At 41.1% G+C, this 20,737-nt stretch carries 18 protein-coding genes; 11 read left to right on the forward strand and 7 right to left on the reverse strand.

Annotated elements, in window-relative coordinates; translation table 11 throughout:
• Positions 1-13 precede the first annotated feature (13 nt).
• On the reverse strand, positions 14-1,435 hold the full coding sequence (locus ACN20O_RS15545; RefSeq protein ID WP_491634875.1) for a PDZ domain-containing protein: 1,422 nt from the start codon (positions 1,433-1,435) through the stop codon (positions 14-16).
• A gap of 240 nt (positions 1,436-1,675) precedes the next feature.
• Here ACN20O_RS15545 and ACN20O_RS15550 point away from each other — a divergent pair, with 240 nt between their 5' ends.
• Genes ACN20O_RS15550 through ACN20O_RS15560 form a run of 3 tightly spaced genes read left to right on the forward strand, consistent with a single transcriptional unit; the run spans position 1,676 to position 6,082 of the window.
• Positions 1,676-3,445 (forward strand): acyl-CoA dehydrogenase family protein, encoded by a 1,770-nt coding sequence (locus tag ACN20O_RS15550; RefSeq protein WP_491634877.1) that lies wholly within the window; start codon positions 1,676-1,678, stop codon positions 3,443-3,445.
• Positions 3,426-5,183, forward strand: a complete 1,758-nt coding sequence (locus tag ACN20O_RS15555; protein WP_491634879.1) for an FG-GAP repeat domain-containing protein — start codon at positions 3,426-3,428, stop codon at positions 5,181-5,183. The genes ACN20O_RS15550 and ACN20O_RS15555 overlap by 20 nt, the downstream gene beginning before the upstream one ends.
• 32 nt (positions 5,184-5,215) lie before the next feature.
• Positions 5,216-6,082: a hypothetical protein gene (locus tag ACN20O_RS15560; RefSeq protein ID WP_491634881.1), complete on the forward strand. Its 867-nt coding sequence runs from the start codon at positions 5,216-5,218 to the stop codon at positions 6,080-6,082.
• A gap of 8 nt (positions 6,083-6,090) precedes the next feature.
• Here ACN20O_RS15560 and ACN20O_RS15565 read toward each other — a convergent pair whose 3' ends face one another.
• Complete coding sequence (locus tag ACN20O_RS15565) at positions 6,091-6,894, reverse strand: LysR family transcriptional regulator (protein ID WP_491634883.1); 804 nt, start codon at positions 6,892-6,894, stop codon at positions 6,091-6,093.
• Position 6,895: 1 nt separating this feature from the next.
• Positions 6,896-7,315: a HesB/IscA family protein gene (locus tag ACN20O_RS15570; protein WP_491634885.1), complete on the reverse strand. Its 420-nt coding sequence runs from the start codon at positions 7,313-7,315 to the stop codon at positions 6,896-6,898.
• A gap of 100 nt (positions 7,316-7,415) precedes the next feature.
• On the opposite strand from ACN20O_RS15570, the gene ACN20O_RS15575 reads away from it, so the two are divergent.
• From ACN20O_RS15575 to ACN20O_RS15595, 5 genes are all read left to right on the forward strand, one after another.
• On the forward strand, positions 7,416-9,152 hold the full coding sequence (locus ACN20O_RS15575; protein ID WP_491634887.1) for a M61 family metallopeptidase: 1,737 nt from the start codon (positions 7,416-7,418) through the stop codon (positions 9,150-9,152).
• A 115-nt stretch (positions 9,153-9,267) separates the two neighbouring features.
• A complete protein-coding gene (locus ACN20O_RS15580; protein ID WP_491634889.1) occupies positions 9,268-9,711 on the forward strand; it encodes a hypothetical protein in 444 nt (147 codons plus the stop codon).
• Positions 9,712-9,718: 7 nt separating this feature from the next.
• Positions 9,719-10,174 (forward strand): hypothetical protein, encoded by a 456-nt coding sequence (locus ACN20O_RS15585; protein WP_491634891.1) that lies wholly within the window; start codon positions 9,719-9,721, stop codon positions 10,172-10,174.
• 142 nt (positions 10,175-10,316) lie between these two features.
• Positions 10,317-10,583, forward strand: a complete 267-nt coding sequence (locus ACN20O_RS15590; protein WP_491634893.1) for a hypothetical protein — start codon at positions 10,317-10,319, stop codon at positions 10,581-10,583.
• 281 nt (positions 10,584-10,864) lie between these two features.
• Positions 10,865-13,057 (forward strand): glutamine synthetase III family protein, encoded by a 2,193-nt coding sequence (locus ACN20O_RS15595; RefSeq protein WP_491634895.1) that lies wholly within the window; start codon positions 10,865-10,867, stop codon positions 13,055-13,057.
• 190 nt (positions 13,058-13,247) lie between these two features.
• On the opposite strand, the gene ACN20O_RS15600 is transcribed toward ACN20O_RS15595, so the two are convergent.
• The gene (locus ACN20O_RS15600) at positions 13,248-14,498 is read right to left on the reverse strand and encodes a methyltransferase (protein ID WP_491634897.1); all 1,251 of its coding nucleotides are present in this window, start codon (positions 14,496-14,498) and stop codon (positions 13,248-13,250) included.
• A gap of 17 nt (positions 14,499-14,515) precedes the next feature.
• Between ACN20O_RS15600 and murD the strand changes: the two genes are divergently transcribed.
• The gene (gene murD, locus ACN20O_RS15605) at positions 14,516-15,871 is read left to right on the forward strand and encodes a UDP-N-acetylmuramoyl-L-alanine--D-glutamate ligase (RefSeq protein ID WP_491634899.1); all 1,356 of its coding nucleotides are present in this window, start codon (positions 14,516-14,518) and stop codon (positions 15,869-15,871) included.
• Here the strand turns inward: murD and ACN20O_RS15610 are convergent.
• Entirely contained in the window at positions 15,868-16,020 is a 153-nt protein-coding gene (locus ACN20O_RS15610; protein WP_491634901.1) for a hypothetical protein, read from the reverse strand. The two genes, murD and ACN20O_RS15610, sit on opposite strands and share 4 nt — an antisense overlap.
• A gap of 78 nt (positions 16,021-16,098) precedes the next feature.
• Between ACN20O_RS15610 and ACN20O_RS15615 the strand changes: the two genes are divergently transcribed.
• The gene (locus ACN20O_RS15615; RefSeq protein WP_491634903.1) at positions 16,099-17,874 is read left to right on the forward strand and encodes a M24 family metallopeptidase; all 1,776 of its coding nucleotides are present in this window, start codon (positions 16,099-16,101) and stop codon (positions 17,872-17,874) included.
• Here the strand turns inward: ACN20O_RS15615 and ACN20O_RS15620 are convergent.
• Positions 17,858-18,661, reverse strand: coding sequence for a matrixin family metalloprotease (locus tag ACN20O_RS15620; RefSeq protein WP_491634905.1), 804 nt, complete (start codon positions 18,659-18,661; stop codon positions 17,858-17,860). The genes ACN20O_RS15615 and ACN20O_RS15620 overlap by 17 nt on opposite strands.
• Positions 18,658-19,266 carry a transporter gene (locus ACN20O_RS15625; protein ID WP_491634907.1) on the reverse strand — a complete coding sequence of 203 codons (609 nt, stop codon included), beginning with the start codon at positions 19,264-19,266 and terminating at the stop codon, positions 18,658-18,660. The genes ACN20O_RS15620 and ACN20O_RS15625 overlap by 4 nt, the downstream gene beginning before the upstream one ends.
• Positions 19,267-19,360: 94 nt before the next feature.
• On the opposite strand from ACN20O_RS15625, the gene ACN20O_RS15630 reads away from it, so the two are divergent.
• Positions 19,361-20,479, forward strand: coding sequence for an aminotransferase class V-fold PLP-dependent enzyme (locus ACN20O_RS15630; protein WP_491634909.1), 1,119 nt, complete (start codon positions 19,361-19,363; stop codon positions 20,477-20,479).
• The last annotated feature ends 258 nt before the right edge of the window (positions 20,480-20,737 follow it).

Here is a 20,737-nt window from a genome sequence, read left to right on the forward strand (position 1 = left end):
AAATTAAATATTTTTATTCAAACCCGTATTCTAATGTTTCGTTCATTCCATTTCTCTTAAGGCCGATCTGGAACTGGTCAATTTCTTTGATTCGTCCAAGAAGAGTCATAAGTTCATTGAGATTTTCAATTTTCTTTCCATTGATTGACGTGATGACGTCATCGTTTTGGATGTTAAGCTGAGAGTAGATTGACCCTGGAACAACTTCTGTCATCTTAAATGCCAGTGATCCGTCCGGGTTAGTGATCTGCACAGCTTTTGCTTGTGTCAGAACTTCACTCATATTACTGATCATATTGTCTCTGAAAGCGCGCTTAATTTTAAAAGAGTTCCCCACGTTTCTAATGCTTGGGTTAAGGCTCTTAAACATTTTTTGGCCAACTTTCGGTGAAACGATTTTCATCGGAGGCATTATCGGTGCATCTTCCTCCTCACTGGCAATGTATTCACATTCACCTGTTGTCAGGTTCTTTAAGATGATTTTCATGCGGTTGATTCTTGAAACTTCAACAGCATTGTTTAGTTGTTCGCCTTCTCTTACGTTTACCAGCTCACTTGATCCACGAACTTGAACTGAAGCTACAGACTTCACTGAATCCTGAAGAACAATTGTATCCAGAAGTTTTAGCGGCTCAGAAGTAGGGCGTTCAGCATCTGTACAGACAATGCTGGCGATGTCGATCTTTGGACCTTTATCAGAGGCCTTATCGCTTTCTTTAACGTTAAAAAGGTTTGTTGAAGAAATGCGATTGATGTCTTGAAGAGTAGTGTCAGATTTTTCAATCGGCATGCTGATATTGCCTTTTACCGTTGAAACCATCGGAGTTCCGCGGCCGATAAAAAGCGCAGCCGTTTTACCAATTAAATAAGTGAAAGTGACCACCAGAAGAATGATAAATACACCGTGGATTTTTCCACGAGTGTAAGGAGAGAAAAGTTTTAAAATGAAATCATTCCAGCTGAACTTAGCGATACTTTTCATTGGAGAAGCACCAGAGAATCTCTCTCTGATTCGCTCGCCACTTCCGGCACCAAACTTAGGGAATTTAAACTTAAAGCGGCCGACAGACTCCGGCTTTTCAGGCGGGTCCATTTCCATTTCTTCAAAGCTCATATTGTGATCAGTTTTATCTGATTCACTATAGTCATTCACCAGATGCTGGTTTTCCTCTCTAAATTTATTGAGGTTGTAACTGCTGAGAGTTTTTTCTGCAAAAACTTCAGGGTTTTCATCAGTATAGGATTCGTCTGCAGAGATCGCTTCGGATTCTTGTCCGTCTCTGCGCATCTCAGTGAATTTAACAGGAGATTCGTCGTCTTCCTGGCCGTACTCGGAGTCTGTTTGATCCGTTAGTTCTTCAAGAAACTCTTCCTGATCTTGTTTAGACTTTTTGAAGCGATCTAAGAACTTAAAATTGAAATTAAATTTTTTCATATTTGTTTTAACATCATGTTAATTTTGAACAACATTAATAAAGCTTTCAAATCACCATCCATGGTGGATCAAATTTCTAGTTATTCTTCTATTCTAAGAAGTTAGAAGACTTGTAGCAATAAGATTCTTTTGTACCTGAGCAAATAAATTGGTCTTTGTTTTCATTTCTCTTTTTGGAAAGATTGAGTATCCTAGTAAATGTATTAAATTCAACGTTTCAATCATAAAAGGTGATCAAAAATGGCAAGTAATTCGAACGGACAATTAGAATCGGTAGTAGGGTCTCTCTTTTTCGGTGAAATCAACGAAAACCTGGTTTTTCCTTTTCCACACTTTTCAGACTCGCAAGTTGAAATGGCGAAGGAAATGACGGCAGCAGTTGATGCTTTCGCAAAAGACAATATCAATGGTGAGAAGTTTGATAAAGAAGCTCACCTTCCAAAAGAAGTGATTCAAGGACTCGCTGAAATGGGCCTTTTAGGTCTGGGAGTTCCCGAGGATTTAGGTGGTTTAGGGCTTGATTACTCACTTTACTGTCGCGTGTTTGCTCAAGTAGCAAGCCATGATGGATCAGTGGCAACGATGATCGGAGCTCACCAGTCGATTGGTTACCGTGCTCTTTTAAATGAAGGGACACCTGAGCAAAAGAAGAAGTGGCTTCCTCGCCTGGCAAGTGGTGAAGTGATCGCTGCTTTCTGTTTAACTGAGCCAGGTTCTGGGTCAGATGCATACTCAATTAAAACAAAAGCTGTTGATAATAAGGATGGAACATACACTATTACCGGACAAAAACTTTGGATTACTAATGGTGGTCTGGCAGGTTTTTACTCAGTTTTCTGTAAAACAGAGCATGAGGTTGACGGTAAGACTGTGGAAAAAATTTCCTGCTTTATCGTAGAAGGTGGATCTCCAGGGCTTTCTTTTGGTGAAAAAGAAAACAAAATGGGGATTCGTGCAAGTGAAACGCGCGCTGTTTATTTTGATAAAGTGATCGTTCCAAAAGAAAATATTCTTGGAGAGCTTGGAAAAGGTTTCAAGATTGCGATGAACGTCTTGAACTCGGGAAGACTTTCTCTGGGGGCAGGATGTGTGTCTGGAATGAAAATGATTCTTGAAATGGCCACAGCTCACGCAACAAACAGAAAACAATTCGACCGTCCAATTGCAGATTTTGGATTAATTCAGGATAAGCTGACAAAAATGGCGGCGATGACTTATGCAGCTGAGAGTATGGTTTACCTGACGACAGGGAACATGATCAAAGGCATGAACGATTACTATATGGAGACAGCAGTTTGTAAGATCTACGGCTCAGAGTCTCTATGGTCAACAATCGATATGGCAATGCAAATTGCGGCCGGTAACGGTTATATGAAAGAGTATCCTTATGAAAGATTAATGAGAGACGTTCGTATCAATATGATCTTCGAAGGAACTAACGAAATTCTTCGCGCACTTCTTGCTCTATCAGGAGTGAGAGGTCCATCTGAAGAAATGAAAGAGCTTGGAAAAGTCACAGACGTTTCAAAGGCCCTTCAAGATCCAATTAAGTCTCTTGGTGTATTTACAAAATTCGCCAGAAAGAGAATGTCTCATATGATGGGATCAAAAGCTCTTACAAAAGCGCACCCTGAACTAAAAGAGCAGGCAGAGAAGTTCTCTTCTATGCTTGGTCGATTTGCCATTGCCGTAGAAGACACGCTGATCAAGTATGGAAAAAACATTATTGATAATGAACTTCCTCAAGGTCGACTTGCAGATATGGTTATCGACCTTTATATCATTCTTGCCTGTATTTCGAGAACGACAGCTATTCTTAACAGCTCAAAGGCAACTCAAGAGCAAAAAGACTACGTACTTCGTTTAACAAAATACATCTGCAATGAATCAGGAAGAAAAATTAAGAGAAACTTAAAAGCAATGTCAAAAAACAACGACAAAAATGTTATCAAGATTTCTGAAACAGTTGTAAAAAATGGTGGATACGGGTTTGACATCATCGACTTCTAAGTCCCTTTACTTGGCAATCCTGGGGGTTTTACTCTCAGGATGTGCCGAGAAAAAGATTCAGCCAATAAAGGATGTCGGCGGCCCTCGCGAGCAGTCGATCCCTTACGACATTGCCCCTGAGAGATCAGGCGGAATTTTTGTCGATAAGACTGAAGAGTATGGACTTAAAGATGTTTCAGCAGTTCATCTTTATGCTGTTGATGTCAACAATGATGGGGCCACTGACCTGGTGATCCTGGATGATTTTTATGCTTCTCCAAAATTTTATTATTTCAATAAAAAAGAAAAAAAATTCAAATTAGGGGAAAACCCTTTTAATGAAATAGTTCGCGCCAGTTACCTCAACTTTGTCGACCTGGACCACGATGGTGTCTATGATGTCATTGTTGGAAATCTCAACCAAAGAAGTGAGATGACCCAGTACCCTGGACGCGTTTACAAAGGCATCGTAGAAAACGGGAAACTTCGTTACCAGGCCAAGTCATCTTTGCCAACGGGAGTTCTTCCAACGGCGAGTATCGTGCCGCTAGATTTCAACCTTGATGGTGAAATTGATCTTTACCTAGCCAATTGGTTTTCCCAAAAAGACAACAACCCAAAACCTGTGACAGATTATCTGCTGCAAGGAAAAGGGTTTGAGTTCACCGATGTTGGAAGCCAGTTAAGAGGTGAGTACGATTATAATAAATCGGATAAGATTTACACGAATGCCACACCAACTTTTGGAGCAAGTGTGTGCGACGTGGACAAAAATGGTCTTCCCGACATTATGACCAGTAATTCAAACGGCTATTACAATAAGCTTTGGCTTAATATCGACGGGAAAAATTTCGTCAATTACGGAGTGGAGTCAGGTTATGCGGCCGACAATGAAGGCTCTGCTGATCAAAAAGGCGGAGGAAATTCATTTTTCAGTTTATGTGGCGATTACAATAATGACGGGATTGTAGATATTGTAGTTGGCAACCTGGCCCGCGACAGCGACCCTGAATCCCGCGACAAATCAGCGGTACTGACTGGTTCAGTAAAAACTTTTCCACCAAAATTTATCCGCTCAGAATTTTTCCTTCAGGATAAGCAAGAAAATTGGTCAGAGGGAGATAGAAGAGGAGCATGGATAGATTATAACCTTGATGGTTTAAATGATCTGTTAATCGCCAACTCAGGTTTTCCTCCTTCTTCGCGACTGGTCTTCTTTGAGCAGGAGCCTGACCACGCTTACGACGATAAGGCAAAAGAGCTGGGGATCAATCTGATGAACCCATCGGGGATTGTGACGATCGATTTAAATGGTGATGGTGTGATGGATTTTATTTCGGGGCAAAGTAAAGTGCGCGCCGGAGATATCAACACTCGTCTTTATGTTTTTGAAAACCAAACAAAACGTGAAGGGAAAGGGTCAATGCGTTTTCACCTTCAAGGAAAAAAGAGCAACTTCCATGGCATCTCTTCAACGCTGACATTTTCAACAACAAAAAATAAATATTTCGGCGAGGCCAATTACGCCTATGGTTCACTTCCTTCGCAAAACGAAGAAGGTGTTTATTTTGCTTTCGGGCATGAAACTCCTAAGGAAGTTGAAGTCAGATGGAGCATTGGCAGTGAGGACCGCTTAGGTCGTGCGGCAGCGTTGGTGAGGAAATATAGCCTACAGAAACTGTCAGGAAAAGGTAAGCTTTTGGAATTAAATCTCTGCGAAGATGGAAGAGTGCTGCCAAGATCAAAAAATTGTTATTAAAACTCTAAGACCAATTCTCCGATGAAGTAGGTATGAAAAAACTAATACCTCTAGTCGTTCTCTTTACCTTTTTTAGTTGCTCACAAGCACCTCTTCATGTTGAGTCTCCAGAGAGAGACCCGGCGAATTTTCAGACTTGTTTTGAGGCCATGACCAACATCATGAATTACAAAACTCATTACGGCCCGGCCGCTCAAGTCTTCTCCAATGCTAAATCTCTTAAAGAGCTTGAAGGGCTCTATGGTGGAGATAACTTAATCGAAATCCAAAGACGAATTTCAAATGATGAAATCTTAAAAAATAATGCCAATCTAAAACAGCTTTTAAAAGACCCATTTGAACCAAAAGATATTCCAGGAAAAATCAAAGCTATTCCCATGGATGATGCCAACGTGATTTATCGTGCAATGGCCGACTCTAACGTCAATAAGAACCACTACTGTTATGATCCAAAAGGCACGATTGGTTTTTGTTTCGGACGTGCAACAATTGCTCATATGGAAGCGATCGTAAGAGAAGTGCACCCTGATTCAGTTAAAAAGATCTGGATCGCTGGTGATATGGGAGTGTGGGGTCACCACGTGGCCACGATGGTGTACACTGAAAAAGGATGGATCGTCCTTGATACGAACCTCGGCAGAAGTGTCGATATCGACACGTGGATTGCGACTTACATGCCAATGAAGAAAGGAAAAAAAGACATTATGGTTTTTGTCACTCAGGCCGGGCGCTTTGGACCATACGACTCAAGTCCATATAATGCCATTAACCTCTTTAATACAAACAGTGCTGACTTTAAGAAGGCCAATGATTTCTTTAGCGGGTACTTTCACGATTACTTCGAGAGCCTGGATAACGTAAAAAACAAGCCGCTCGTTGACCAAAAGAAAGCGCATTAATTTGAGAATTATTTTTTCTTAACGATATCAGAAAGGTGCTTGATCCTCTCAGGCATCTTTTTGTAGTTCAGTGTGCTCATATAAATCTGAGACGAAGGCAGCCCCGGGATTTCTTGAACCTTAAACTGGTCTTCTTTCTTGATTAAATGATCTGGAATCACAGCAATGCCCACATCGTTTTTTACCAATGAGATGATTGAAGTGAATGAGTCTACCATGACGATAGATTCGCTTTTAGTTTTTGAAAGTTTAAACAGGTGATCGTTATTTGAGAAAACAACCCAGCGGTGATCGCTCAGTTTTTTTCTGTTCACTTCGTTTTTAGAAATCAGAACTAACTTCTCTTCGAAGAGTTTTAGTGAAGTCACCAGTTCAGACTGGATATTTTCCGTTCCAAAGATCACGTCAAATTTGCTCTCTTCAATTCCTGAACGAAGCTCTGGCATATCGGCCACGTGAACAGTCACGTCGCGCTTTTGTCCCTTGAGGTAGTCGGTCAGAAGAGGAGTGAACCAGTTCTTAAGGAGTCCTTCCAGGATACCAATAGAAAGTGGGAGTTGATCTTCGCGCTGGAAAATCTGAAGAGAAGTCTTCTCAAAACTTTGAGAGGCCTGGTAGAGCTCTTTTCCTTTTTCCGAAAGAATAACTTTTTTGCTCGACCTAATGATGAGTTCTTCCTGAAGAGAATCTTCCAGAAGTTTAATCTGACGGCTAACTGCTGATTGAGCAATATTTAATTCTTCAGCGGCCTTGGAGAAGCTTGCGTACTTTGCCGTAAGCATGAAGGCCTTCAGGTAGCGAAAATCTAGCATTTTAAACTCCTTCTTTTACTGGAGGAGTTTTTTCTGGGCTTGCTCTCCAGAATTTCCCTTTGAATTCGCCTTGAGAATGGTTCGTGATGACGAAACCTTCAGCGTCCTGATTGAAATCCTGAATGAAGTCCACAGAAGCTTCCTGTAAATAGAAGGCTGCAAATGGATCGATTACGATATAAATGTCGTCGTTGCTATTAGCAATACGAACTTGAAAATCATCTTCTTGAAGGTCAGTGAAACCTGCTGCGTAAGTAAAACCTTCGCAACCTTTCCCACTTACGACAATACGAAAGTATTTACCCGCCAAGGTAAAGTCATTGTCGATAATTAATTTTAATTGCTCAAGGGCGCGCTCAGTAAACATGATCACAGGTGGAAGGACCAAGTCCTTGTTAACCTTATTTTGTTTAAAACCCATGTGAAAATCCCATGCGGAAAAGTGTCGTTAGTGTTATTGTATGTGCACCTGTAACTATCCAACCAAAAAAGAATTTACAAGTCAAAAAAGGAAATATTTTATGAAGCTAACCTATAAATTATTAATTGAAACACCTTCGACGCACCAAGTTCGAGTGATTATTCAAGGAAAAAAAGAATCTGGTGAAAAATCGCTGGACTTTTTTCTTCCGCGTTGGTCGCCAGGATCTTATTTGATTCGTGAATACTCGCGCCATTTATCTAACTTAAAAGCAGAAACGGCGAGCGGGGAGAGACTTTTCTTAGAGCAAACTGACGTTTCTGTCTTCAATATCGATTGGAATAAAAGCGATTTAAAAAACTCTAATAAAGATGCGGATACTTTTACTCTCTCGTACAGCGTCTATTGCCATGAGCTAACGGTAAGAACATCACACGTTGATGACTCACACGCATTCCTTCACCTTCCAACTCTTTTAATGGGTGTGTTAGGAAAAAATATCGTCGATCCAACTATTGAATTATCTTTCCCTCCTTCGTGGTCAAAAGTGACAACCGGATTAAAAGATATTTCAATAAAGCGCGAAGCTTTCATCTATACTGCAAAAAATTATGACGACCTGATTGATTCACCAATTGAAATCGGCTGTCAGGAAACAGATGGATTTATGGCCGGAGGAATTCCTCACGAGGTCGCTTTCTATGGTAATCTTCTTCCTCACAACGAAAACTTAAAAGAAGACACGAAAAAAATTGTCGAGCATATCGCAGGCTTCATGGGTGGATACCCGTATGAAAAATACACATTCATGACTCATTTTGTACCGGGACTTTACGGAGGACTTGAGCACTCAAACTCAACAGCACTGCAATTTGATCCAACTCAAATCACAAACCGCAAAGGCTACATGAATTACCTGGCGCTAGTGTCGCACGAATACTTCCACACATGGAACGTAAAGCGCATCCGTCCATTTGAACTTGGGCCATTTAACTATTTAAGAGAAGCAACTTCAAAACTTCTATGGCTTGCTGAAGGTCTGACGTCACTAATGGATGAGCTTTTCATCTACAGAGCAGGAGTGATCACTTTAGAAGAGTATCTGGAAATGCAAAAAGATAACCTAAACAGATATTTCTCTGTTCCAGGAAGAAAGTTTCACTCACTAGATGATTCATCTTTTAACTCTTGGATTAAGTTATACCGCCCGGATGAAAACTCTAATAACTCGAGTGTGAGTTACTACCTAAAAGGTGGGATTGTTTTCTTTGCTCTAAATATTCTTTTTGCTCAAAAAGGAAAGAGCATTAACGATTTCCTTACTCTCCTATGGGAAGACTATAAAAAACACCCAGAACGCGGAGTAAATTCTGAGCAAGTGTTTAAGATGGTTGAAGAAGTTGGTGGAAAAGAAATCAGAGAAAAGTTCGAAGTGATGACTTCAACAACTGAAGAAATCGACCTTGAATCAATTTGCGGAACTGCCGGACTTAAATTTGAATGGGATAAATCAGAGTCTCCATGGCTTGGATTTGATGCTGAATTCTCTGGAGATAGAGTCTTGGTTCGCGCAGTGACTCTTGATGGCCCAGCTTATAAGGCGGGACTAAATGCAGGAGATGAAATTATCGCCATTAATGGTATGAGAGTTCTAAAAGATCGTTATAACGACTACACAAAATACTTAAGAATAAATGAAACATACACGTTTATGATTTCAAGACTTGCAAGTCTTCAGACAGTAAATGTAAATGTTGGAGTGACACCGGCGAAGCTTAAAGCTATCACTGTAGTTGATAGAAAAACTCTGGTTGAAGCTCTTAATCCAAAAAGATAGTTTTCAATTTGCCGGCAGAGTATGTAAACAAAAAAATGCGTATTTTTTGCCGGTAATTCACCTTAAGCACTTATTCTCTTATGATTAAATCACCATAATTACATAGGAGTATTTGATGAAGAGCTTAAAGTCACTGTCTACCTTGTCTGTTCTGTCCTTCCTGGCCTTTGGCTGTGCAGGTGGAGGAATTAAAAACGCTTCAACATTCGATCACAACGACAAAAATGCACGTGCCTCATTGGTAGGGAAGACGCCTTCTCAAGTTGAAGCGATTCTTGGATCGGCCGTAAGAAAGGGACACCCAGTTGGTGGAAGTGGAATTGAAAAAAGAACTTTCAAACTAGTTTATGTTGAAGCGGGACAAGCTCCTGTTTATGACTGGCAAATGAAAATGAAAATTCACAACAATACAAAAGATAATTCGGATACTGGTGTGAAGTGTGTTGCCGTGAATTTTGACATGGATAATGGGTATAAATTTGTAGAAGGTGGGGCAGCAGTAGACTGGAACTACGATTGTATCAGTTATAAAGATTTAACAGGTCAAAATCCATTATAGGTGTCAAGTGAAAAAGATTAGTTTTTTAGCATTGTTAATTCTTTATTCTTGTAGCCCTAAAAACCACAAAGTAACTTTTAATTATAAGATCGAATCGACGAATGGAAAAAGTTCGTTCATTCTTGAATGTTATAAGCAGAAAGAATTAAAAGAATTTATGGATGCTCAAGGGAAAGCTTTCCTGGAAGGGAAGTCGGTAACTAGTAAAGGTCCAGAACCGGTGGGAAAATTTAATTCTAACGGAACTCCGGAGCATGAATTTAAGTTTGTTCTAGAACTTCCAGAAGAAGACTTGGTATGTGGTTCTGATCCAATGAATTTTGTCACTGTGAGAGTGGGGGAAAATGCTGGCCAGGTTTTCAAACCAACGGCAGATACAGAGATCAATGTTTTTTATAATATGTACACAAAAAAATATTATAAGGCCGATTCTCCTGGAGCTAAAGTCACTATTGTTAAGTAAGATCATGGCCCCGTTAATCGCGGGGCCTTTTTATTTTATCATAAGAGTTTTGTACAAATTGGCAGATGAGAGGTGTTAGCTTCTTTGAATCCGCTCGTCTTTTCAGCCAGCAGACGCACATCTTTCTATCCATTTTAATTTCGTGATCAATGGCGATGATTTTTTAACTCTTATTAATGAGTACGAGGCCTTCCAGTTTGGAAACTATGTTGTGGCCGCTCTTACTGAGGGAGTTGTCGATACACTTGGAATGGGAGCCTATGCGAGCCAGTACAATGCAGATTTCAGCTTAAAAATCGATTTGCCTAAACTTTTTAAAGATCACGAGGCAAACTCGGAAAACCAGTCAATTCTTAAGGCTTTTAATACTTTAGAGAAGGCCCAGTACGATATTTTAGTAGGGCAATAGACTATATAGACTCGGCAAGTCATTTAGATTATCCGCATTTTGACTTGCTGAGTTTAAAACTTTTTGGCATAACAGATGACGTAAAAAATAAATTTAGTCAGGAATACTATTATGATGCCAGAAGAAATGCAGGCAACAATCGGCACGCTTCTCCTTTTTTTCGCCATGATTACCCTAATGTGCCTTCGCACTCTTTAGATAAAATTGCGACAATTCTTCTTTATCAAGTAACTATTTAACTTTACAATCTTCTCGTGCCAAAAATTCATCGGGGAGGATGTATGACGATCGAGAAAGATTCTGTATCTAGATTACGTAACCGTGCGACTTCAAGAAATCCAAGACATTTTAATGTACCTCTCGACAATTTGGGACAGCCGAAAAAAGTAAGCGATTACTACGGTGAACTGACGTTTGATTTCAAGACATCGGAAGATATTTCTGATGCTACAAAAAAAGAAATCATCAAAGCTTTAGACGAAGGACGTGGGATTAAAAAAGATCACGCAGAATCTATTGCAAAAGCAGTTACTGATTGGGCCGTAAGAAACGGTGCCACTCACTTCTGTCACTGGTTCCAGCCATTAACTGGTGGGACAGCAGAAAAACACGATGCTTTCTTCAGCTTAAAAGATGGAAAGCCAATTGAAAGATTATCAGCTTCTCAGCTTATGCAAGGTGAACCAGATGCTTCATCTTTTCCTAACGGTGGATCGCGCTCAACTTTCGAAGCGCGTGGATACACGACTTGGGATTTAACTTCTCCAATGTTTTTAATTGAAACAACGAACGGAAGAACTCTTTGTATTCCAACTGCGTTCGTTTCATACTTTGGTGAGTCTCTTGATATTAAAACTCCTCTTTTAAAATCAATCTCAAAACTAAGCCCGGCAGCGACGAAATTTCTTCAGCTAGCAGGCCACAAAGATACAACTTCAGTTCACGTTACATGCGGAGCTGAGCAAGAGTACTTCTTGGTAGATAAAGCTTTCTACTACGCAAGACCTGACCTTGTTATGACTGGTAGAACTCTTTTTGGAGCTCTTACAACTCGTAACCAACAGCTTGAAGATCACTACTTCGGATTGATTCCTGATCGTGTTTTAGCTTTCATGCAAGAACTAGATTACGAACTTCACCGTCTGGGAATCCCTTCAAAAACTCGTCACAACGAAGTTGCTCCAGGACAATTTGAAATGGCACCGATTTTCTCTGAAGCTAACGTGGCGTCTGACAACAATCAGATGATCATGACAACAATGAGAAGAATCGCAGAAAAACACGACATGATGGTTCTTCTTCACGAGAAACCATTTGCAGGAATCAACGGTTCTGGTAAGCACGTTAACTGGTCAATGAGCGACAACACAGGATTAAACCTGCTTGAGCCAGGATCAGAGCCGCAATCAAACCTTCGCTTCCTTGCTACTGTTGCTGTAATCGTTGAAGCTCTACACCGTTACTCTAAGCCACTTCGTATGGCGATCTCGGGAGCGGGTAACGATCACCGTCTAGGAGCTAACGAAGCTCCTCCAAGCATTATCTCTGCTTATCTTGGAGATACACTTGATAAAATTTTCCATACTATCATGGAAGATAAATCATTCACTCCAAGATCAAACAACGTGATCGACCTTGGAACAAACCAACTAGCGCATTTACTTCAGGACAACACAGATAGAAACAGAACATCGCCATTTGCTTTCACTGGAAACAAATTTGAATTCCGTGCTGTTGGTTCAAGCCACGCGATCGGTTTCCCAATGACAATCCTAAACGCTGCCGTAACAGATATCTTCAATGAAGCAAACGCTTATCTTGAAGCTGAGCAAGCTAAAGGACAAACAGTTGATCAATCTCTAATGAGCTTAATTAAAAAGCTTATGGGGAACTCAATGAAGGCAGTCTTTAACGGAGATGGTTACTCGAAAGAATGGGTTCAAGAAGCGGCAAGACGTGGTCTTCCAAACCTTCGCACAACTCCAGAAGCTCTAAAGACCATGACGAATGCAGAAGACTATAGCTTCCTGGTTCGCAACGGAATCTTTAAAGCAGAAGAAGTGACAACTCGTTATAATATCCTTCTTGAAAGATACATCAAGATCAGAGAGATCGAGTTTGAAACAATGATCGACATGATTCATCAATACGTCATTCCATCGGGACTTGAGTACAAATCAGTTCTGGCAAACCTGATTAAGGGACAAAAAGAAATTGGCGTAGCTTCAAACTTTGAAATGGATGCTTACAAAAAAGTATCGACAAAAATTGATGAAATCCATTCTCTTTCTGCTAACCTTCAAAAAGAACTTTCAGGTGATCACTCAGACCACCAGAAGTATGCAGAAAAAATTGGAAGCGAGCTGATGACAACGGTGACAACAATGGCCGGCATCTGTAACGAGCTTGAAGAATTGATCCCAAATCAGTTCTACACACTTCCAAAATACTACGACATGCTTTTCTTAAGATAGTCATGATCATGTGAGGCCCTCTTCGGAGGGCCTTTTTTATTTCAACAGGCGCATATTGCCCCAATTCTTAAAGAATGAAAGTCGTTAGGCGAATAGTTTTGCACTTAAGATTTTATTTTTTATCCGTGACTTTGTTTTTCTTTTGAGCGATTTCAAAAATGATTGAGTTCGTTTTAAGTAAGCTTAAAGGTTAGGCCTGTTTTAAAAGCGCCAGGATGCCCAGGTTGCGAGGAGAGAGCTCCTCGTCGAAGTACTGTTCAAGTTTCACATCATAGCCTTGCTCTTCCAGGTACAAGCAGCGGTCAAGTTGCAGGTAAACTTCCAGCGCGCGGCCCAGTTGCCAGCGGATAATATTACATAAGAACATCACACGCAGTTCTCTTTGCAGAGATGGATCGGCGTAAAACTCGTTGAAGTATTCATCAGTGAATGTGTGTTCGATTTTAAGCTCTGCCAGTTTTTCTCTGATGTAGTATTGGAAAGGTTTCCAGTAAGTCTGAATCTGGCATTCGCCTACGTCTGTGGCGTACTTGTTGTTATAGTGTTTCATCAAAAAGAGATGAAGAGCATAACGGTAATTTTTCACTCGCTCTTTTGTCTGATACGTTGAAAGCTCCATCGCTGCATGAGACCTGGTCGCCAGGCTCAGTCCAAAAAGATTGAGGCGAGTGAAGTTATTTTCTTTGTAGAAGTTCGAAAGAGGAAAGTCTGCTTCAGGATTGATTCGGTAGTAGCAGCATCCAAAATTTAAAAGACCCATTGAGTGGTGATCAATGGTATTTTGAATCAGTTTGTTTGCTAATGGGCCGCAAGTGTGAAGGCCAAGGCTCACTGATTTTTCATGGAAAACTTTTTCTAAAGCGGCTTGGTCTTCTTTTTTCCCAAACGTCAGATTCATGAACGTCACGTCTTGAGCGCCATCGAGCTTTCTGAACTTCTTCAGGCGCTCTTTTCCGATTTCCTGAAACTCGCTGTTTTGATCAATCGAGATCGAAGGGATCTGGTGATAGTGGGAAAGGACGCGGGAAAGGTGGCCGACACCGCCGCCAATGTCGACGACGTAATCAAAGTGCCTTTGATCGCGGAGATTTTTTAAGACCGGTACGATCTTTTGGATTTCGTGTTTTTTCTTTTTCTTCACCCCATGGAAGGCCCACATTTCCAGTGGAAGCTCTGGGGACTCGGGAATCTTTGGAACTTCAGTCAATGTCTTGATGGTCTGCACGAATTCTCTAAAAGAGCTGCCATTCAGGGCAGGGATATCGCGCTTACAATCCACGTCATAAAGCTCTTTTTCACTCAGAGAGTCCAGGAGATCAATCCATTCGCGAGGGTAGTCAGGAATGGTTTCCGGGTATTCATTCATAATCTCTTCCTTCCACATCGGAGCGTAGAGATTGACGAAATCCAGAAGTTTCATAGCGTGACTTTTATAGTTCATAGGCTATACTTGATAGCATGTTTACACTAAAAAATAAAAGAATTGCAGTTTATGGGATGGGTGTTTCTGGACTCTCGGCCCTTCGTTTTGTTAAAGCTCTTGAGGGCGATCTGATCGCCATCAATGGAGGTGAAGTCAGTTCATGGGCCAAGAGTCCGGGAGTGCTTGATTTTGTCTCTAAAGACGCGTGTTTCTCGGAAACAGACTCCGCCTTGCCAGCTAAATTAAATTCAGTTGATCTGGTGATCTTGAGCCCTGGAATTCCCCGCGACCACAAACTTCTCAAACCTCTTTTGGATAAAAACATTCCGGTGTGGGGAGAAATTGAACTCGCGTACCAATACCTTGAGGCCAATAATTTTTTAAGACCTATGATTGGTATCACTGGCACCAACGGCAAAACGACAACGACAACTTTCTTAGGTGAGATGATAGAGGCCGATCACAAAAAAGTTTTTGTCGGTGGAAACATTGGCGTTCCATTTTGTGATTACGCTTACGATGTTTTTAAAAATCAAAACCACGCCGACTTTATCCTGCTTGAACTTTCTAGTTTTCAGCTAGAGAGCATTGATCACTTCCACGTGAATGTGGCGATGATCTTAAACCTTTTCCAAAACCATGGAGAGCGCTACGCGACGATTGAAGAGTACGGGCGTTCGAAATTTTTTATCACTAATCGTTTTACAGAAAACGATGTGCTGATTTATCCGGAAGATTTTCCTATTATTAAAAACTGGGCAGAGACTCAGAAAGGAAAAAAACTTTCCATCAATACAGGAGCTCCAGAGATTGATTTTCCCATTGGGAATTTCAAACTTCCAGGAATTCACAACAAAGTAAATCTTGCTTTTATTTTAAAAGCAGCAAAGAGCTTAGGTCTTTCACCAAAGGCCATTCAGCATTCAATCGATACATTCGCCGGTGTCCATCACCGCATTGAATACGTCGACAAAGTTGTAGGTCTTCCATCATTTCGCGCATACAACGATGCTAAGAGTACGAACTGGGATGCGACGATGACGGCAGTGAAGGCGATGGAGGATTTTAATCTTCCTATTCACTTAATCATCGGTGGGAAAAAGAGAGGGCATGGAGATTCGATTCTTCCTCACCTGGATTTCTTAAAATCAAGAGTCGCGCATTTTTACTTAATTGGTGAAATGGGGGCGGAGATTGAGAGTGAGATCAAAGGGAAAGTGTCTTATCAAAAAAAGGATACTTTGGAAGGAACATTGAAGTTTCTAAGAGAGAATTTTAGTGCCGATAAGGGAGTTTTACTTTTTTCTCCGGCATTCCCATCGTTTGATCAATTTCAAAACTACGCTCAGCGTGGTGAAACCTTCGTCAAACTTCTGGGAACACCATCTTAGTTGCGGCTCGCTTTCCTCGATTCTTCGATACTTGCTACACGTCTTTCGGCATTTGAATTGTTTCCATGAAAGCGGAAATTATCGATAATTCCTACTTTGAAAAGAAACAGTCCAATAATAATATAAACCGGGTTGAGTTTTGGTTTCATAAGCACTCTGTGTTGGGTTATAATCGTGAACGCTTTATCGGCAGACTCAAAAAAAACTTAACTAAAAAGGTATAGTTTATGGCAAAGACTGGTTTTCTAGGAAATACGGAACTTAAAAACAATATTAACGCTTTGAAATCATTCATGAAATCAAAGAAGCTCGAGGGCTTCTATCTCTCGAGTTCAGATATTTTTTTGAATGAATATGTGCCTCTGGCCGACTGTCACCGCTATTACGTCACAGGCTTTACGGGCTCAACGGCCGAAGTTATCGTGCCGCTTGAAGGCCGAGTGATGCTTTTTATCGATGGCCGTTATTATGAACAGGCCGATCTTGAGTGCGACCCTTCTCTGGTTGAAGTTTTCAAAGTTCCTTACGGGACAGGACTTCGTCAGGCGATGAAAGAGGCAATCAGCTCTCGCAAACTAAAATCTCTAGGAGTTGAAGGGGATCGAATTGAGCTTTCTCTTTACAACGATTTTAAAACACAACTTAAGACAGAAGCGTTTAACAACGCTGAACTCTCGAAAGTCATTTCATTCCAGGACTTTTCTTTCAACAAGAAAATCATGGAGCTTCCACTTTCACTTGTTGGTGAAACAACAAAAAGCAAACTTGAGCGCATTTTAAATGACGGCGAAGTTTTCTTTATCAGCGCTCTTGATTCAATTGCATGGTTAACGAACATGCGCCGTTATGAGATGCCAAGCCAGAGTACATTTAGAGCAAAAGCTTTAGCGACTCGCGAGCGCGTTTATTTATTAATGGAGCATATTGAAGGAGAGATCCAAAGCGACGTGATCGATCTTTCTATCGGAAAATTCTCTGAGCTGGAAAAATTCCTAGAGCTAGTCAATGAATACGAAACTGAATGGAAGAAAAAAACTGGTGAGACAACTTACAAGTTCAACAAGATTTTCTATTCGGCAAACTCTACAAACGCCGCTGATTACTTAAAACTAAGCGCTCACTTTGGCGTTGATAAAATGATCAACAGACCAGAAGGACTGATCCCATTCCACGCTTTGAAAAACGAAGCGGAACTTCAAGCGATGCAGGACTCTTTCAATAAAGCTGACACTGCTATCTATGAGACAATTTTATGGGTAAAAGAAAGCATTAAAAATGGAGCGAACTTCTCAGAGTTGGATTTCTACCACAAGGCCAACGAGTTCTATAAAAACAACGGGGCCCTGGACCAAAGTTTTAATACGATTGCCGCTTTTGGACCCAACTCTTCAATCATTCACTACGGAAATCCAAGCGCCGACGTAGCGTTTAAGAAAAATGAAATGGTTCTTCTTGATTCTGGTGGATACTTTGAATCAGGATACGCGACAGATACAACGAGAGCTTTTTTAAGTGGAGGAGAAGCAAGTCCTCGCCAAAAAGAAGTTTACACTCTTGTTCTTCAGTCTATTCTTCACACTTTAAATGCTGTGTTCCCAGAAGGGACATGGGGGTCAGTGGTTGATGGTGTGGCAAGACAGCCGATCTTTAAAGCTGGTTTAAACTACAATCACGGAACAGGCCATGGTGTAGGGATTAACGTTCACGAAGGAGGCTTCAGGCTTTCAACAACGTCTAATGTTCCTTTAAGAGAGAATACTGTTGGATCAATCGAGCCGGGAATTTATATCCCAGGTTTCGGTGGAGTTCGTTTAGAAAACGTGGCAACTGTTGAGCGCCACCCGGAGTACAAAAACATGCTTCGCTTTAAGAACATGGTGTATGTTGGATTTGATCATGACCTGATTGATTTAAATATGCTTTCTGAGCAAGAGAAGACATGGCTTGATGAGTACGAAAAAGAATGCGCAAAACGCGGAAGAAGTTTTAAATACAAAAAATAAAAAAATAAGGAGCGGTTTTAAACCGCTCTTTTTTTCTCATTAATTCAACCAAAGCAATCAGGGCAAATCCAATAATCAGTCCGCCCCAGTAATTGGGTTTATCACCGCCGTTAAAATCCACAGTGCCACAGCCACTAAAAGGCTGCTTCTTGGGATAGAGGTAAGAGATGCCATCGATATCATCGCGGCCCAGGTTTTTTCTGTTGGCCATCGTAGCATAATACATCAGAGAGTCTTCTACCGGAGAGTGCCCCAGCCCAAAAGCATGGCCTAGTTCATGGGCGATGATGGAAGCTTTTTGCTCGGTCGATTTATTTTTAAACTGGTTATTAGCTTGATCGTTAATTAAAACGAGCGACCCATAAATTGTGTCGCCACTGATGTTGTTAGGAATAGTAACCCCTAAAATAGCAGCGCTGGAAAAATTTGAAACGTTAGTATTGCAACTGATGAGGATATCGCTGGAAACTTCCAGGTCAGGGTTAGGTGTACAGTTGGTTGATGGAGTGCAGATCGTATCAGTATGAAAAGCTGAATCGACGTTTACGATGCTCCCTTTTCTTAGCTTCAATCGGCTGGTCGGTGACTTGTTCCAGAAAGTATCGACGGCCTTGCCGATAATACTCATGAACTCTTCATCAGTAATGCCAAGATTCGCGCAGAATCCTCCTGCGAGATTCACTTTGACTTCATCTTGAGCAAAAGTCAGTTTGGCGGAATTGTTTAGAGTAAACGCCGAAGCATTAAGTGTGAGAAGAAGCCCAAGAGCAGCTAAGGTGTATTTCATAGGACATCTCCAAAGTGATAAGAGAGTGTGGCACCAACGCTAAAGGCCCTGTCTTCGCTTTCTAGGGCATTAAAGACATAGGTATAGAGTTCAGCAGACCAGGTCGTATTGAAGTCGTAGCTTGCGCCCAGGTTCACAATAAAGTTTCTCGAGTAGACCGGGTCTTTAGGAAGAGGGAATGAGTCAGTGCTGTTGCCGTTATTGAGTTCTTCATCTCCTCCGGGTCCCCAGATCCTGGTGAAGTAGAGGCCTGCTCCTGCAATAAAAGTCAGGTAAGAGGTCTTATACTTGCCGTTTAAGAGAGCAAAGAGAGTCATACGCTTGATGTTTTCATCGCGACCTGACTTCGGAAGGGTTGCGCCAAGCTGAGGAGAAAGAGCTAATTCCTTAGTTAAAAAGATGTCATAGCTTCCCGCGAGAGTGGGAAGAAAGCTGCATGTATTAGACTTTCCTTCGTCATCAGTCTGGATTTTTCCTACGTACTCGCAGAGATTCCCCAGCGAGAAGTTTAAATCTCTTGATGTTTGGCCCGCACCACTGCTTGTCGCAGCAAAGAGTGGAGTACTGATAAAAAGCATTAGTGTCAGGTATTTTATTTTCTTCATAATCGCTTAGTATTCTGTCAAAAGATTTGTTAAAATGTCTAAGAAAATTTACCTAATTGCTCACGAAATAATCCCCATCGCAAAGGACATGACTATGTTTGATAATTTCGAAATGCCAAAAGAACTTATTCCAAGTGACCCACGTTTTGGTTCAGGGCCTTCTCTTGTTCCAACTGAATTTCTAGAAAGACTGGCAAAAACCGGCCATGAATTCATGGGAACAAGCCATAGAAAGGCAGGTGTAAAAAACGTTGTTAAAGAACTTCAAGACGGAATCAAAAAATATTTCAACCTTCCAGAAGGCTACCTTGTAGCTCTAGGAAATGGTGGAGCAACACTTCTTTTTGATATGATCGCTTTAGGGATTGTTGAAAAGAAAGCGACTCACTTCACGTGTGGAGAGTTCTCTGAGAAGTGGTATAAAGCTTCTAAGCTTGTTCCATGGATTACAGCAGAACAAGTTTCTGTTCCATTTGGAAAAGGAATCAATGGTAAAGCAGTAGCTGGATCAGACATGATTGCAGTGACTCTTAACGAAACATCAACAGGTGTTCAGATTTCAGAGCTTCCAGTTGTTGATGCCAACACAATCCTAGCAGTAGACGCTACATCTGGTGCAGGTCAATGCCCGTGTGACGTTTCTAAAACAGACCTTTTCATCTTCTCTCCACAAAAAGTTTTCGCTTCTGATGGGGGATTATGGGTAGCGATTATGTCGCCAAAGGCCCAGGCGCGCGCTAAGAAAATTGCCGCAGATAAGTCTCGCTATATTCCAGACATTATGAGCTGGGAGCACGCGATGACAAATTCTGAGTCTAATCAGACTTACAACACTCCAGCACTTGCAACAATCTTCATCATGAATGAGCAAGTAAAGAGAATGAATGAGCAAGGATATGCAGAAATTCAAAAGCTTTCTCAGAAGAAAGCAGACCTGCTTTATTCATGGGCAGAATCTAAGCCATACCTTTCTTGCTTCATCGAAGAAAAACAATTCCGTTCAATCGCAGTAGCGACAATTGACGTTGATGCAAAAGTTAACGTTGATGACGTGATTAAGTATCTTGAGAAGAAAAAATATGTTTACGGAATTGATGGATACAGAAAACTGGGAAGAAACCAGTTCAGGATTTCTATGTTCCACAACATCTCTTATGGGGATCTTGAGAAGCTAACAAAACTTCTTTCTCTTATGATTGAATCAAAACTTTAATTTCCTTCTTTGGGCCTCATCTTCGCGTGAGGCCCTTCACTTTACCAACAACTTTTGCTTGGTCTTTTGTTTCAACACGTATTTTTTTCATGGTGCGATTTTCCTCCTGAGTATTCTTTCTGCATAGAAAATGCCAGCAAATCCGGGACAAATTGTCACACTTGCCAATGAAAAATGACGGTATCTGCTTTGCAACTCTCAAGGGCAGAAGAGGTCATGCCTCCAACTACACAAAAGGTGATGTATGAAAGTTTTAAT

This window comes from Bacteriovorax sp. As-1, from assembly GCF_058446905.1.